This is a genomic window from Paraburkholderia sp. J11-2, assembly GCF_905220185.1.
Lineage (GTDB): Bacteria > Pseudomonadota > Gammaproteobacteria > Burkholderiales > Burkholderiaceae > Paraburkholderia.
In genome coordinates, this window is record NZ_CAJMYY010000028.1 from 1 (window position 1) to 14641 (window position 14641).

Below are 14641 nucleotides of genomic sequence, written 5' to 3' on the forward strand. Positions count from 1 at the left end.
TGACCCCCATCGCCGCGCGCGCCTTCGCTGGCGCGCGAGACCGTGACGACCGCCTCACCGCGACTCCTGTCGCAACAACGGCCAGGCGGACGATCGGCGTTCTGCGACAACGATCAAAACATCAGCGTGCCGAAATAATTTTTCGGCACGCTGATGCTCTCAATACGCAAGTTAGGCATTGCGGCCCATCGCATCACTCGATGACGCGGGGATGACAGTCTGCTCACCGCTTATCAAGTAGTCACGCAGGTACGCACATGCAGACTCGTACACATGTGCTGGAACCAACTGAAGCTGCCAATCGTGCACGGTCAGTACGATCTTTAGCGCGTCGATATCGGCTGCGGCAAGCTGCCATGAACCGTCCTCGCCGGCACGCAGGCTGCATCGATACAACGCGGATTCTGCGTTCTGGAACACGTCCGGCTCGCAGCCCTGCTCGATGGTGTCATGCAGAAGGTAGGTCAGATAGAGGGTGCGAAAGAGCAGCGTGACATGAAGGCTCGCGCCGTAGCGGCTGCGCAGCGCCTCGAGCGCCAGATGGTTTTGCAACGAGGTCGTGCGAACCATTGAGGCAGCCAGCGGCAAGAGCTTGTTGCGGGTCACGCGTTTGCAACCTGTTTTCCTGAATGTGGGGCGCCCCATGAATGAGTGTCCTGATGGCTCACTGAACGGGCGGAGCAAATTGCTCGCGGCGTAGGGTGCGATCTCTCAAAACACCGGATCAAGCCGGCAACGCCGAAAGGGAATAAGTGCCTGCCACGCTCCTCCATGTGAGCCGCAGGCTCTGCGGGTTGGGTAGGCAACACGGGCACTCACGCAGTAATCCCAGCGCGTTGGGGGTCAACGAATCCTGGTTCCGCCCCACGGTACGCCATCCCGCTTCCAGCAAAACTTTTCGCACTTGCCTCGCAAGGCTGCCGACGCCGTGGCCAGGGAGAAGCGTCTTCTCTGCGCGCGCTGCGCTCGATCTCAGCTACCGAAATAGATATTGCAGAAGCTGACTGGTCCGACGCATTCGTCCTTCTTTGCAGGTTTTGCGCTCTCGCTACCGGCAGGGGTTTGCGCTGCCTGTGGTGCGGCGGATTGCGCGACATGTTCGGGGACACCCGCTGCCGGTGCCTCGCTCTGCGCATAAGCACCGGCGACGGCAAACAGCGAACAGGCAGCAACAGCGATCTTCACGGACTTCATCTTTATCTCCAGTGCTATCACGTACTGTGTAAGCAGTGATGCGACTATATGATCTGGAGTCGAAATGATTAAGGACGCGGCGTGGATCGCATCTTTGCAGACCACAGCAAGATCGACGGGCCCTCGTCTTCAAGCGGTCCGCCCGCGCCGCGTTCGGTGAAACGCGGCCTGGCGCGCAATCGCGCCGAGCGGAGTGTCATGGTCGATGAGCGCGCTGCGGATGAAATGCAGATGGCTAAGGAGCCGCTGCACGTCGTGGCGGCGCTCGCGGTCGTGGCGAACGCCGGGAAGCGCCTGCTGAGCGATCCAAGTGACCGCGCGCACCGCAATCAGCGCGCGTTCGAGTTGCTCGGCGCCGGGATGTTCGAAAAGCTGCGCGATATCGCATTTGACCTGCTCGAGGCACGTGCCCCATCGGCTGTCCGTTGCATCCATCCACGCGGCGGTTTGCGCCTCGTGGCGTAGGTCGATGACGGCGTGGCCCACTTCCAGCGTGATCAGCATCCAACGCAGTGCGCGCCGATGCGCCTGCGCGCGCCCGTTGAGGAGAAGCCGCAACTGGTGCATCAGATCGTGCGTGCCCGACTGAAACGCCTGATTGAGGCCATCCAGTTCGCCGTGGCACGCAAGCATGACCTGAGCGCGCAACGCCGCGCGCATGCGCTCGACAAGCCAGGTCATGTGAGGCGGAAACACCACCGCGAATGCGAGCGCGGCCACGACCATCGCCGCGACGACCGCGATGCCGTTGTTGATCAGCAGATCCGGCGTATAGACAATGACGTTGTCGGGGCCTGCGAGCAAGCACAGGAACACGGAGAAGCCCACACCGAAGCCTCCGATGCGCGCGCGCGTCGCGAGGAATGCACCCAGAGCGAATAACGGTGCGAGCACGGCGCAAAGCAGCGGAAAAACGTCGACGTTCGGATACACGTAGCACATGAGCAGATAGCCCAACACGGCTGCGCAACCCGCGCCTGCGGCCATCTGGAAGGCCATGCGCGTGGCGCGCGGCGCGGACGAAGTCAGTGCGCATGTCAGAGCGGCCGCGATCATCGCAAGGCCACCGCTGGGCCAATCCGTCTCCACCCAGAACCAGCCGAGCGTGGCGACCACCACGGCCGTGCGCATGAAGGTGAACGCCACCACGTGCCAGCTCGTGCGCGGCACATATCGGGTGATGCGGCGCTCGGTGGGCAGGCCCGCGTGCTTGAGCGACGCCCAGGTGCGGCTGTAACGGACGATCTCGGCCGCGAAGCGATAGATCAGCTCGGCCGACGTATCGAATTCCTGCAACACGTCGGGCAAGGCAGCTTCTAGCGGCCGGCGCGTCTCGCGCACGTGGCACGGCAGCGTCCGCATGAACGTCTCCAGCCCTTGCGCGATGCGCAGCGCGTACGCGTGATCATCTTCGCCCTGGCGCGGTCGCTGCGCGAGCAGCGCGGCAAGCTCGCTGAAATACGGCGCGAGCGGCGCGATGGCTTCCTCGCTCCAGCGCAGGCGCTTTTTCAGTTGTCGCAGCGCGTGCAAACGCGCGCACACGTCCATGAACTCCCCGTTCAACCGCGCCAGCAACTGGCTGCGCGCGCGCATGATCGGGTCTTCGAAAAACGAGAATGCACGCGTGGCCTCGAAACCCACGATCTCATCGACGAGTTTCGCGAATCGCCCTTCGAACGCGCCTCTTTCGAGCCCGCTCGACAAAACGAGCGCCGCGAACGAGGTGAAGTCCAGATACCGTGTGCGCAGTGTGCTCTCCAGCAGCGAGACCGTTTGCCGGGGCAAGATGACGGCGCTAACCACGCCAGAGCACAGAATCCCCACGGCCACTTCGGCCCCGCGCCCGAGTGCGGCGAGAAAGAGACCGTTGGGCTGCATCACGAGCGGAATGCCGATCAACGCGGCAGTATAGCCCGCCAGCACGAACGCATACCAGCGAAAATGCCGATTGCGCATGGCCGCCGCCGTGCAGGCGGCGACCCATGCCGTGATACCCATGATGTATAGCTCGGGCTGCTGAATAAACACCGCGCCCAGCACCACCGCCGCAATCATACCCACAGCGGTGCCCACGATGCGATATACGCTCTTTGCGAAGACCATGCCGGACAACGGCTGCATCAGCACGAATACCGTCGTCATCGCGATACGCGGCTGCGGCATGTCGAACAGCATCGCAATGCCCGTTGCGAGCAAAGCGGCCGTGACCGTCTTGAGCAGGTGAAGCCAGATCGCGCCATGACTGGCCTGCCAATCGCGCAGGCCGAGCCGCAATGCGCGTGAGATAACTCGGGCGCGATGACGCAGATTTATCGCTCGATTTACTGCTCGCACGCGATTCATGGAGAAAGCACGACACCCGATATGTTACGAAGAGAGCCGCTGCGCACGGCGGGTTCGGGCGCCGATTGTATGAGGCTCAATCGGCCGAATTAATGGAAGACAAAAAGAACCTCCGTTCCAGATCGCTCAACAATGGCGAATCGCAACCAGCGACAATATCGCTTTTACAGCGAACAAAAAATATTCACAAGGAAGTCTGGCAGGTCTGATGGATACTCTACAAAACATGCGAGTACTGGTCCGCGTCGTCGAAGCCGGCAGTTTCACGGCTGCGGCCCAGTCGCTCAATTCACCCACGAGTGCGGTGTCACGCGCGGTCTCGGAACTGGAAGCCCGTATTCGCACCCGTCTGCTCAACCGCTCGACGCGCCGGCTCGCGCTCACGCCGGCCGGCGAGGTTTATCTAAGACGCTGCAAGCAGATACTTGCCGACGTCGCACGCGCGGAAGAAGAAGCCGGCGGCGCACACGAACGCCCCGCGGGCGCGCTGCGCATGCACAGCTTTGCGAGCATCGGCCAGCAGTACATCCTGCCCGCCATCTCGCGCTATCGCATGATGCACCCCGAAGTAACAGTCGAACTCACCCTTTCGCAGTCGCTGCCGGATCTGTTCGAGGGCAGCAGCGACGTATCGGTCATCACCGCAGCGTCGCTGCCGAATTCCGATCTCATCTCCCATCAACTGGGCAGCTCGTGCAGCATCCTTTGCACGTCGCCGGAATATGTACGAAAGCACGGCACGCCTCGCACACCGGCGGATCTCGCGCGTCACGATTGCCTGATACTCAGGACGCCAGGCACGCCCGCCCACGAATGGACGCTTGAAGGCCTCGAAGGCAGCGCCAAAATGCATGTGAGCGGTCCGGTTCAGGTCAACATTGCCGAGTCTCTCGCGGTGGCGATACGCGAGGGCCTGGGCATCGGTATGCTGCCAGTCTATACGGCGATAGAAGGCCTGCGCGACGGCACGCTCGTGCGCGTGCTGCCGCGGCACGTACTCCAGAAGAACAGCATTCATGCGCTCTATCCGTCGCGCAAGTTCGTGGATGCAAAAACGAGGACGTGGGTGGAATTCCTGCGCGTGCATCTTTCACAAGTCATCGCCCGGGACATGGCGTTGCTCGAACAACTCACGCAGCAACAACTCGCCGGTGCCGCCTCTGCGATAGCAGCGATCTAGCCGCTTCCCTTTCGATTCGTAATGCGATCCAGTCAGCGCGGAAACTTCCAGCGGCAAATCGAAGCCCAGTTGTCTGGGCCAACGACGCGCGGGGTTCACTCCCCAACGCGGGTGCCACAGCACGGTGATCGACGCTCACGAAAGTCGCGCCGGCGGCATGACGTCGACTATCTCTGGCGAACCGTTCCGTGGTGATCGGCGTGGCCTTGCGATGTTTTCGCACGAGCACGCGGAAGATGGGCCCTGCCGATCCTTCCGTCTGCCGGAAAAGTGCCTTTGGTAATCAGGGGTTAACCGCAAGTCATACGACTTCTACACTTCTTGTCATGGGTTGCAGCAAATGCCGCACCCAATACCTACCAAACTGGAGGTCGTCATCATGAAGTCGCTTGTTCGGGCTATTTTCGTTGCCGCTGCCCTTATCGTCCCGGTTGCTTCGTTCGCCCAGTCGAACGCGCCGCTGACCCGCGCACAAGTGCGCGCAGAACTCATCCAGCTCGAAAACGCAGGCTATCGCCCCGGCGACGGTGACAACGCGCACTATCCGGAGGCCATCGAGGCTGCCGAAGCCAAGGTCGCTGCGCGGAACAGCGCGGTGGGCGGTGCTCCCGCGGGTTCGTCGGCATCGGGTCCACCCGCCGTCGTGCGCCCGTCGGATGACGGCATGAAGCCGGTCTACTTCGGCCAGTAATCCCCTGCGGCCTGCGAGTCGCAGGCAAGCCGGGTTGAGCGCGCGTGAAGCGCCGGTTCCTGGCGGACCCTCCGGTTGGAGCGCGCGCCCCGCGCTCCAACCTTGCCCAGACCGCCACGGTCTGGGTCTTTTTCGCAGCCGTGCCGTTTGTCCCCCACGGCGTGACCCGATCGAGGCGAACGGGCCTTAGCGGGCGGCGCTTGTCACGCACTTCCATGCAGTTTCCGGTTGCCTCCTAGTGTAAGCGCGAGGCTTCTCCCACCTCTCCCTTGTCCTGACCCAAACACCCTGTTGCGTGCTCGTCCCCCGGCCTCCGACCAAGCTCGGCTGAGCGGTGCGTCTTGTTGACTGATAGCCCAGATAAAGCCGATGAGCTCGCGCGCAATGGCAGTACAGACCTGGTTCTCCAGATTTCCACGAGCTATCAAGTTTCGAAAGCACTGACACAGACGCTTTTTCGCGCACTTGACGATCTCCCGGACTTCAAGGGCTGTACGCTCTGCGCACCGCTGCTGCATCGCTGTCTTTCGTCCAGCATAACGATAGGTCCACGCTGCTTCGATGAATACCCGCCGGACATAGCTGTTGCCGGTCTTCTTGACGCCGCTCCGGTAACCGTCAAGCAAGATATGGCGATTTCCAAATCGCAAATCGATCGATACCCCTCGCACGGCTTTCAGCCGCCTGTCAGCTGAATCGTTGAGCTATCTGGAACACTCTCTTGCAGAAGCCGTGATTTCTTCGTCGCCGTTCTCAATCAAATATACCGATGCTAAAACGCATAGCATTACAAAATTTATACTCACATAATCAGAAGTTCCGTCAACACGATGGACTCGAAGACTTATTACGCATTACTTATAAAAAGGAAAAACATATGCCTAGTCAGAAAATAAAACTCGAAATTGGCATGGTGAATGTCGCGATCGCACTCGCCAGTTCCACCAGCGACGCTCAGTCCCTACGCCTGTCCGGGTCTATCGACGCCGGCATCGCGTATGTGAGCGACGCGGGCAACACGAACGGGCATCAAAGCGCCTGGCAGGCGAAGAACGGCGACATCAACATCAGCCGTTGGGCCTTGTCTGGCACCGAGCCGCTCAGCAGCGATCTTAGTGCGATCTTCACGCTCACCAACGGATTCTCCGTGATGAATGGCAACGCAGCGCAACAAGGGCGCCTGTTCGGCTTCCAGGCATGGATGGGGCTCTCGTCGCAGCGCGCGGGCACGCTCACGATGGGGCGTCAGTTCGACGAAGTCGTTCAGTTCGTCGAACCGTTCGCGCTCGGCGGAACGTCTTATGGCGGCGCGGGCTTCGCGCACGTCTACGACAACGACAATCTCGACAACTACACGCGCATCAACAATTCGGTCAAATACGTCACGCCCGTGCTGGGAAACCTGAAACTGGGGGCCCTGTATGGATTCTCGAATGCAGCGGGCGGCTTCGCGAACAACCGCGCATACAGCTTCGGCTTCTCGTACCAGTACGGCAACCTCGACTCTGGCGCAGGCTACCTCCAGCTCGACCGCGCCTCGAACCTGTCCACGGCCAACACGGATGGCGCCGTCCCCACCGGCGCGCCCTTCAATGCCGAGCGGCAGCGCACGTGGGCGGCAGGTGGCCTGTACCATTTCGGTCCAGGCGCGGCGGGTCTGATCGTCAGCGAAACGCGTCTCGACAACGCCACCTCGATCAACAACGTAGCCGACACCGCGATCAGCCTGCCGGGCGACGACGTACGCTTCGACAACGTTGAAGTCAACCTCCGTTACTACGTAACGACGAACTGGAACCTATCGGCGGGCTACACGTTCACGCTCGGCCGCTTCGCGATGCCTACCGGCGTGCGTTATCCGAAGTGGCACCAGGCGGGCATCGTGTCCACGTATTTTCTCACGCCGCGCACCGACGTCTATGCCGAGACGATCTATCAGCGCGCGAACCAGCTAGGAGGCACCGGCATTCAAGGCGCGCAGATCTCGAACTTCTCCCGTGCGTCAGGCGCGAACCAGCTCGTCGCGGCAGTGGGCCTGAGGCATCGCTTCTAGCATCGCGGATCACCCGCACGATCATTCAACGCGCGTCTCTCGTCGCGACATATGGCGCGTCACGCATCGCGATTGCCGCCATGTTCACTGGCGTATCCACGAGTTGCCCCCGCGCCAGTTCTTCCAGCAGCGCCATGTCGCGATCGATTACCTGCGGCAGATAGGCGCGCAGGAACTCCACCCATGTCTTCGTCTTCGCATCGACGAACTTGCGCGATGGATACAGCGCATACACGTCGACCTTTTGCAGGATGAATTGCGGCAGCACGCGCACCAACGTGCCGTTGCGCAAGCCCTCGATCGCCGCATAAACGGGTAGCATGCCGATACCTATGTGCTCGCGAATCGCCACCGCGAGCGACTCCGCGATATTCACCTGCACCGGTCCGTCCACGTGCATTTCGACGCTGCCCTCCGGTCCTTCGAGCGTCCATTCATGCACGGGCGACGTCGGCGTCTTGAGGATCAGGCAGTCGTGATGCACGAGGTCGGCGGGACTCCGCGGCGTGCCGTGTGTCCGCACGTAATCTGGCGAGGCACACAGGATGCTGCACGACACGCCCAGTCGATGCGAAACGAGATCGGAGTCCGGCAGGGAAACGGCGGTCACCAGCGATACATCGCTGCTGCCCTCGAACAGGTCGACCATGCGCTGCGACAGGGTGAGTTCGACTGTCACCTCGGGATGCAATGCCCGATACTGCGAAATCGCCGGTAGCACATACTGTTGCCCGATGCTCGCGAAACTGTGCATACGCAACGTACCCGCAGGACGCGCATGAGCGCCGCTGGCTTCTTCTTCCGCACTGGCGACGTCGGCGAGAATCTGCTTGCAGCGTTTCAGGTAGACTTCGCCGGCGGGCGTGAGCGCGTGGCGGCGAGTCGAGCGGTTGAGCAGGCGGGTGCGCAGATGCGCCTCCAGTTCCGAGAGAGCGCGCGACATGGCGCCGGTGGTTGAATCGAGCGAGTGGGCCGCGGCGGTGAAACTGCCGGCCTCGACGATGCGGACGAAGGCCCGCATGTTTTGTAGCGTATCCATCGGGCAAGATCAGGCAAGATGAGACGGGACAAGCTGGTTTGGGATCCGGTTGCGGAGCTAGGTGCGCGGTCTAATCGTGGCCGTTGCCCAGCCATTCTGGAAAGATGGGGGTCGATGAACATCGCCTCGCCTGCGTTGATTTGATTGCGCAGGATTCGGTCCGACTGGAACGGCATGCGATGCTCGATGACGCCCCCTTCGGCAAGCACCGCGTCTATTTCGTGGCCCACCGGCGTGCACGTTATTGGTGGCAATCCTTAAAGAGTACTTTGGGATGAGCTCGTCGAGCACGAGAGCGGACGCCTTGGAGGCACCGGGGGCATCATATTCTCTCATCTCGTCACGAATCAGCGATGTGGCCTGATCCGAGGTCGCAATCCTGTCGCGAAGCTGCGTCAGGCGAATCCGCTCCTCGAGCACCTCTTTCTCCTTTGATATGAAACTGTCTACCTGCCCTCCGTACGAGGAATGACGCCTCTCCAACTCCGGATGTCATCAAGTTTAAAGAAGATTGTTCGATGTATAACGCGATTTAATATCATTAAATCCATTCGTTTTTTTCATGCCATCCCTTTACGAGGCAGTGTCGCGGTAAGGCGCTGCGGCCGAATTCGCCTCTTCAACTCCATGAAGACCAGAATGCCGAAGTCGAAGACGCCGTTGCCGGCCGGGATCGGCAAGTTGTTCAAGCGCCTTCACTATCGGCCTAATGTGATTTTCTGTATGCCTGAAGTGATATGGCTTATGCGTTGAGTCTGCGCAATCTCGAAGAGATGATGGGCCGAGCGCAGCGTCAACGTTGCCCACTCGACGCACCGGTGTCCCCGCTTGAGTCGAACTCCACGCGCAGGTGGGAGCAGTCACCGTTCGCACCCTAACTGATACGCTACACTGCCTGCGTGGCACAGAACCGCCAGGAGGCTACCATCCCGACCGCCAGACGCATTACACAACGAGAAGCTAGCCCAACTCCGAGGCAATTCGATCACGAGCCGATCGGTAGTCTGGACCTTGCATACCGAACCTGAGCGCGATACGTGCCAGGTCGCGTTGCCATTGAGCATTAAAAGGTTGGTCGCCAGCCGATCCTGGGCTACCCGGCGGCTCCGCGGCTAGCAGGAAATGTGCGCGCTCACCGGTTGGCATGGACGTTCGCTCCCAGCTAGCTTCCACGCCCTTCAGCCACCGCAAACTCCACGGATCGTGCATCAGCAGTGCGAGCCTCTCCTCCCAGAGAATCAGTTTCGCATGCTGCACGTAAATGTTTGACATGCAGTCGGATCTCGAGGCGCCGTTCCAGGCGCGCATCCACGCAGTGAACTCCCCTGCGGGCATGGGGCGTGAAAGTGCATATCCCTGTACCGCATCGACACCGAGAATATGCAGCGCAGGCATAAGGTCAGCATCTTCAATACCTTCTGCGACAACCGACATTCCCAAAGAATGGCCAAGGCGGGTCAACTGATAGACGAAGCGCAGCGGATCCAGTGCAGCGCGGTTCACAACCCCAACGATCGCACGATCGATCTTGACGAGGTCAAACGGGAGCTCATTGAGCCTTGCGAGACTGCTGTGTCCCGAGCCGAGATCATCCTCCGCCAGCAGAATACCCATTGCCTTGAACTTGCCAAACTCGTCACGGGTTTCCAGGCCGGTTGGTACACGTTCCGTCTCCAGAACTTCAAGCGTCAGATACCGGGCGGCACACGAGAACTCATCCAGCGCCTCCCGTGTCGCCTGAAAATAACGGTTGTCCTGCAGGGCCTCCGTCGGGAGGTTGACAGACAATCCCATGTCAATACCCGCCTTTAACCAGAGATTTCGCTGGCCAAGTGCTTGCTTAAGTCCCCGCACATAGAGCATGAAATAGTCTTCGGCAGAGAGGACTCCCAAAAATTCGCCAGGCGTGATGAGTTGCTCTCCGTCGCGCAAACGTGCCAATACTTCGACCTTTTTAATCGATCCGCATGCCAGATCCATGATCGGCTGATAGTACATCTCAAGCGCGTCCGAACTTATCAGTTCGATCCATCTTTGCCGGATGCCAAACGGAACCGTGCGCGCGGCCCCCTCCGCCGCCTGAATGCGCGCAATTGCAAAGCCCAGTACGGTTTGAAGCAGATCAACGAAAAGACACTGACCGGCGCCGCTATATCCGCCGGGCGAGGAGCTATACAGGGACAGTATCGCCAGCGGGTGATGAGCCGGATCACGAATCGGTATGGCGACACTGGAACGAAACCCCTCGCGACGCGCTGCCTCGCGCCATATGACGGCACAAGGATCAGTCTGAAAATTCAGAACGCGCTCAGGCCTGCCGCTCCGCCATGCACGCCCTGCCGGACCTTGCCCCCTCTCTTCTTCGGAACGAATCGAGATCGGGTGACTTGATTGCTCAGCTGCTGTGAGATAGCGAACCATTCGCTTACCCGACACAGCCTCAAACCTGAGTATGCCCAGATGATCCGGACGGCCGATGGCACATCCCGATACCTCCTCTAGCGATCCTACAATCACGACGAGTTGCCGGATCAGTTCGGCATAGCACTGGGCCGCCCAGGCGAGTCGAGTCACCTGGAGTACGGCGCGTTGACGCGCGTCCTGCAAGTTCTCGTATGCTTCCAGTTGACACGCAAGATCCCGGTTAAGCCGGCGCAACAACACGGACAGCGCTTCACGACAGGAAGGGCGTTACACTTACCGGTGCTTGATCGATATCAAGCCGGACACAGGTGCTTTCCGCCAGACTGGTTGCAAATGCCAGGTCCGGGACCGTGACGCGCGGCAGGAGAACTTGAACATGAAACAAGCGGCGTAACGGACAGCACATGAGCGAACTACGTGCAGAAAACGATAAAACTCTCGCGATCCCGGGCGAGCCGGATCAAACAGCTGATGCTGGAATTTCCCAGCTCGTGCGCGTGTCGAAACCACGCACGTGCGCACATCGGGAATTTCAACGGTACTGCTTAGCTGAACATCAGACATGCTTCGCTCGCGGCCCTCACGGCAGCTTCCGCCAGAAGAGTGACGTGCTGCGCCGATGCCTCCATGATGCGAAAACCCGAAATGGCTGCTTGTAGGTGCCCCGCAAGCAGCAACGCATTCCCAGCGCCGTCGCCATTCGGTATCGCCAGGCGTCGGTTGCTGCCTGTCCGGTCACGATTCCTGTCCGTGACCCAGTGGCAGCGGTCCGGGAGAGCGGCTGAGCAGCCGTTACGACTGAGTGCACTGACGGAAAGGCCAGTCAAAGGGATACGTGTTGCTTTTCCACTAAGAGGCAAGCGATGTAGGAAATGAGTGACAAAGCGATGCCTAATACCTACGCAAAGATCCGCCGAAGCTGATTCTAATTGGCATCTAACTGACCAATACTTCCGCCACGACAGGAGAACAAGCGGTATCACCCTCCCGCTGCCGGACGGAGGCAAGCATGAGCATGAGCCCGATCGCGAAAACCCTTGTCGAATTGCTCTGCATCGCCAGAAACGACGCTGGCGCCCTGAGCCAGCATCTCCTGTTTGAACTTGCCGGGAGTCTGATCACACCCGGCGTCGCCAGTGTTCACGGTAGTAGCTGACCGTCCCGACCTCGTGGCAAACGTTTGCGAGCGCACGGGAAATGCACCAACCACAAGTGAGCGTCGATTGGCGGCACTAAAGGCAACCGGCGATGGCGTACATATCATGAGCGACTACGGCACGCTGCGGGCAATCGGGGAAGTCAATCTTTCATACATCTTGCTTGCGCAGCGCATGCTTCGTGAGAACCGTCGCATCGGCATATTCCGGCGAGGTATATCGGAACAGGTGGCCGATCTGCTGACGGGGCTTACCGTCGAGCAAACGCTCAAGCTTGCAGCAAATGATCACCTTCTGTGTATATTTAATATTACTGATCATCAGATACTGGGCGCTTTGGCGGAACGCGACAAACGCATTGATATTGCTGAGGGGGACGCAGCCGCCACTAGTGCGACCGAACCCGTCGAACGGGTCGCCGAGTGAAACGGCCCGACTGACATTGCGCCATCTGTCATTCATGTGTATTAGCCGGGACTCGATCTGACAGGTAGTCGGGCTTCGTGATGCCTGCCAGCACATACCCGGTTCCGCCCCAGCCCCTTGGCTGCGTAAACCGCATCGTCTGCAGCCTTCACCAGCGTGCAAACGTCGATAATACCTGGCGCGCCAGTAGTCGAAACGCCAATGCTCACCGTAACATGCCCGAACGGGCTTTTCACATGTTCGACCTGCAGATGCTCGATTGCGCGGCGAACTTTCTCCGCAACGCACAGCGCCCCGGCCGTACCGGTTTCAGGCAGGACCACGACAAACTCTTCGCCTCCGTAGCGCGCCACGTGGTCACAAGGCCTCGTGATGCTGGTCGATATGCTTCTTGCCACCGCCTTCAGCGCTTCGTCGCCAGCCTGATGCCCATAGTAGTCGTTGTAGGCCTTGAAGTTGTCGATGTCGACGAAGAGCAGCGAGAGCGGGCCGCCCTTGCGCCTGGCCCGGCGCCACTCGGTGGCTGTGATCTTGTCAAGCGTGCCACGGTTGTCCAATCCGGTCAGAGCGTCGCGTTGCGCCAGCCGCCGCAGTTCGGCTTCGATACGTTGGCGTCGGCGCAATTGCCTGACGAGCACCCAGGTCCCGGCCGCCTTGACCGCGGTGAACACAGTCATCAGGATTGCAAACCACCTGGCTCGTGACCACCAGTCGGCAAAAACCTCGCTCATGGCGGGCGCAACTTCGACAACCATCGGCAATCCCGCCAGGTGCCTGTAGACGTACAGCCTGCGTACTCCGTCAATGCTGGCTGTGCCAGCAAACGCGCCCTGTGTCCCCGTCATGATGCGCACGAACACCGCCGTCTTCGCAAGACTTCTTCCCACCGTGGCACGATCGTAAGGAAGCCTGGCGATCAGCGTGCCGTCTGTCTCGAACACCGCCACCGTACCGCCCGGTCCAATCGACAGTCCGTCGAGGAGACCACGAAAATAGTCGACGTCCAGCCGACCCACCACCGTACCCGCCGACGTGCCATCTGGGCGCGTGACGCGTCGAGCCAGCGCGATAACCAGAGTATTCCGCGCCGCGGCGGAAACGTAGGGGCGGCTGATAGAGAGTCCAGAGTCCGTCACGCTCGAGTGGTCCGGCAATGACGTCCGGTCTGCCCGTTCGTTTGGCTTCATCGGTGCGTCATCGGAACGGACAAGCGGATCTCCGTTTGAGTCCAGGAGCGTGATCGGCCCAAGGTAGCGGGCAGTCGCCGCGCGATCAAACAGTGCCCGGTGGCGCAGTTTCGCGGGGAGAGACATCAAACCCGGGTCTGCGGCTCCCTCGGCAACGGCCCGCAGGGAAAGATCATAAAGTTCTATGCTGCGTTGTACGTCCCGCTCCAGCACCAGAGTGAGGTTGCTTGCGTTCTGGACGGCACGATCATAGGCATCTGCTCGCGCCTCCAGGAGCATCGCGACCCCGATTCCCGCGGTGCCCAACCAGAGCATCACGCTGCAACACAACAATCCAGCCGGTGTGAGGACAGATTTCGCAGCCGTCGAACAGAACCGGGCGAGCATCCGGACCGCACTGGACGACCTTGACCTCGCCCACAACTCCGTCACGGCCTTTGGCCGCTTATATTGTTCCGGCTTCACCTGCTTTCCCCGATTCTGCTCATGTGGGCGGATTGCGCCCTTTGTTATGCACTGCGCATGGCTATACCCTATGAACTAAGCCGTCGCGGTGAACTGATCCAGATCAAACCGGCCTGCCAGTCGGGCCAGAGGTGCGACGATGCGGTACATACTTTCTCCTGCAATCGGATTCCCGAAAGGCGCGCCGGCATCGGTCGACCACGCCACGCTGCATCTTGAACTCGCGGGCAATATTGGCGCTTATGGGGCGTCCGCGCCGAATCACTGGCCCAACGAGATCTGGGCGATCAGCAGCCCGGGGGATCAGCATCGGCCGCAAGGCGGCGCCGGAGATGTTGCCGGACGGGCCGCGCCGCATTGCAAGGTATTTTCGAAAGTCTCCCGCCTTTGCCTATAGTTCAATTGCAACAACGAATGTCGTAGAGCATGGCCCAATTGCCTTGATGGCAAGCACAGACCCCTATTGATATGACCCGGCAAGG

The 14641-nt window shown here is 60.3% G+C and carries 12 protein-coding genes and 1 pseudogene; 7 read left to right on the top strand and 6 right to left on the bottom strand.

Annotation, left to right across the window (positions count from 1 at the left end; genetic code table 11):
• Nucleotides 1-171 precede the first annotated feature (171 nt).
• From U5A57_RS31590 to U5A57_RS31600, 3 genes are all read right to left on the bottom strand, one after another.
• Nucleotides 172-606, bottom strand: coding sequence for a hypothetical protein (locus U5A57_RS31590; protein ID WP_321915612.1), 435 nt, complete (start codon nucleotides 604-606; stop codon nucleotides 172-174).
• Nucleotides 607-972: 366 nt separating this feature from the next.
• A complete protein-coding gene (locus U5A57_RS31595) occupies nucleotides 973-1194 on the bottom strand; it encodes a hypothetical protein (RefSeq protein WP_321915613.1) in 222 nt (73 codons plus the stop codon).
• Nucleotides 1195-1323: 129 nt separating this feature from the next.
• The gene (locus U5A57_RS31600) at nucleotides 1324-3537 is read right to left on the bottom strand and encodes an FUSC family protein (RefSeq protein ID WP_321915614.1); all 2214 of its coding nucleotides are present in this window, start codon (nucleotides 3535-3537) and stop codon (nucleotides 1324-1326) included.
• A 208-nt stretch (nucleotides 3538-3745) separates the two neighbouring features.
• On the opposite strand from U5A57_RS31600, the gene U5A57_RS31605 reads away from it, so the two are divergent.
• From U5A57_RS31605 to U5A57_RS31620, 4 genes are all read left to right on the top strand, one after another.
• Nucleotides 3746-4717 carry a LysR family transcriptional regulator gene (locus U5A57_RS31605; RefSeq protein WP_321915615.1) on the top strand — a complete coding sequence of 324 codons (972 nt, stop codon included), beginning with the start codon at nucleotides 3746-3748 and terminating at the stop codon, nucleotides 4715-4717.
• Between the two features lie 379 nt (nucleotides 4718-5096).
• A complete protein-coding gene (locus U5A57_RS31610; RefSeq protein WP_321915616.1) occupies nucleotides 5097-5408 on the top strand; it encodes a DUF4148 domain-containing protein in 312 nt (103 codons plus the stop codon).
• A 344-nt stretch (nucleotides 5409-5752) separates the two neighbouring features.
• A complete protein-coding gene (locus U5A57_RS31615; protein ID WP_321915617.1) occupies nucleotides 5753-6103 on the top strand; it encodes a hypothetical protein in 351 nt (116 codons plus the stop codon).
• Nucleotides 6104-6285: 182 nt separating this feature from the next.
• Entirely contained in the window at nucleotides 6286-7461 is a 1176-nt protein-coding gene (locus U5A57_RS31620) for a porin (protein WP_321915618.1), read from the top strand.
• A gap of 25 nt (nucleotides 7462-7486) precedes the next feature.
• On the opposite strand, the gene U5A57_RS31625 is transcribed toward U5A57_RS31620, so the two are convergent.
• A complete protein-coding gene (locus tag U5A57_RS31625) occupies nucleotides 7487-8500 on the bottom strand; it encodes a LysR family transcriptional regulator (RefSeq protein WP_321915619.1) in 1014 nt (337 codons plus the stop codon).
• A 627-nt stretch (nucleotides 8501-9127) separates the two neighbouring features.
• Between U5A57_RS31625 and U5A57_RS31630 the strand changes: the two are divergent.
• Nucleotides 9128-9319 (top strand): annotated as a pseudogene (locus tag U5A57_RS31630) (IS6 family transposase); the annotation flags it as partial.
• A gap of 141 nt (nucleotides 9320-9460) precedes the next feature.
• Here the strand turns inward: U5A57_RS31630 and U5A57_RS31635 are convergent.
• Entirely contained in the window at nucleotides 9461-11164 is a 1704-nt protein-coding gene (locus U5A57_RS31635; RefSeq protein WP_321915620.1) for an EAL domain-containing protein, read from the bottom strand.
• Nucleotides 11165-11933: 769 nt separating this feature from the next.
• Here U5A57_RS31635 and U5A57_RS31640 point away from each other — a divergent pair.
• Entirely contained in the window at nucleotides 11934-12080 is a 147-nt protein-coding gene (locus tag U5A57_RS31640) for a hypothetical protein (RefSeq protein ID WP_321915621.1), read from the top strand.
• Between the two features lie 106 nt (nucleotides 12081-12186).
• Nucleotides 12187-12507 (top strand): flagellar transcriptional regulator FlhD, encoded by a 321-nt coding sequence (gene flhD / locus U5A57_RS31645; RefSeq protein WP_321915622.1) that lies wholly within the window; start codon nucleotides 12187-12189, stop codon nucleotides 12505-12507.
• Between the two features lie 41 nt (nucleotides 12508-12548).
• On the opposite strand, the gene U5A57_RS31650 is transcribed toward flhD, so the two are convergent.
• Nucleotides 12549-14081 carry a diguanylate cyclase gene (locus U5A57_RS31650; protein WP_415774295.1) on the bottom strand — a complete coding sequence of 511 codons (1533 nt, stop codon included), beginning with the start codon at nucleotides 14079-14081 and terminating at the stop codon, nucleotides 12549-12551.
• Between the last annotated feature and the right edge of the window lie 560 nt (nucleotides 14082-14641).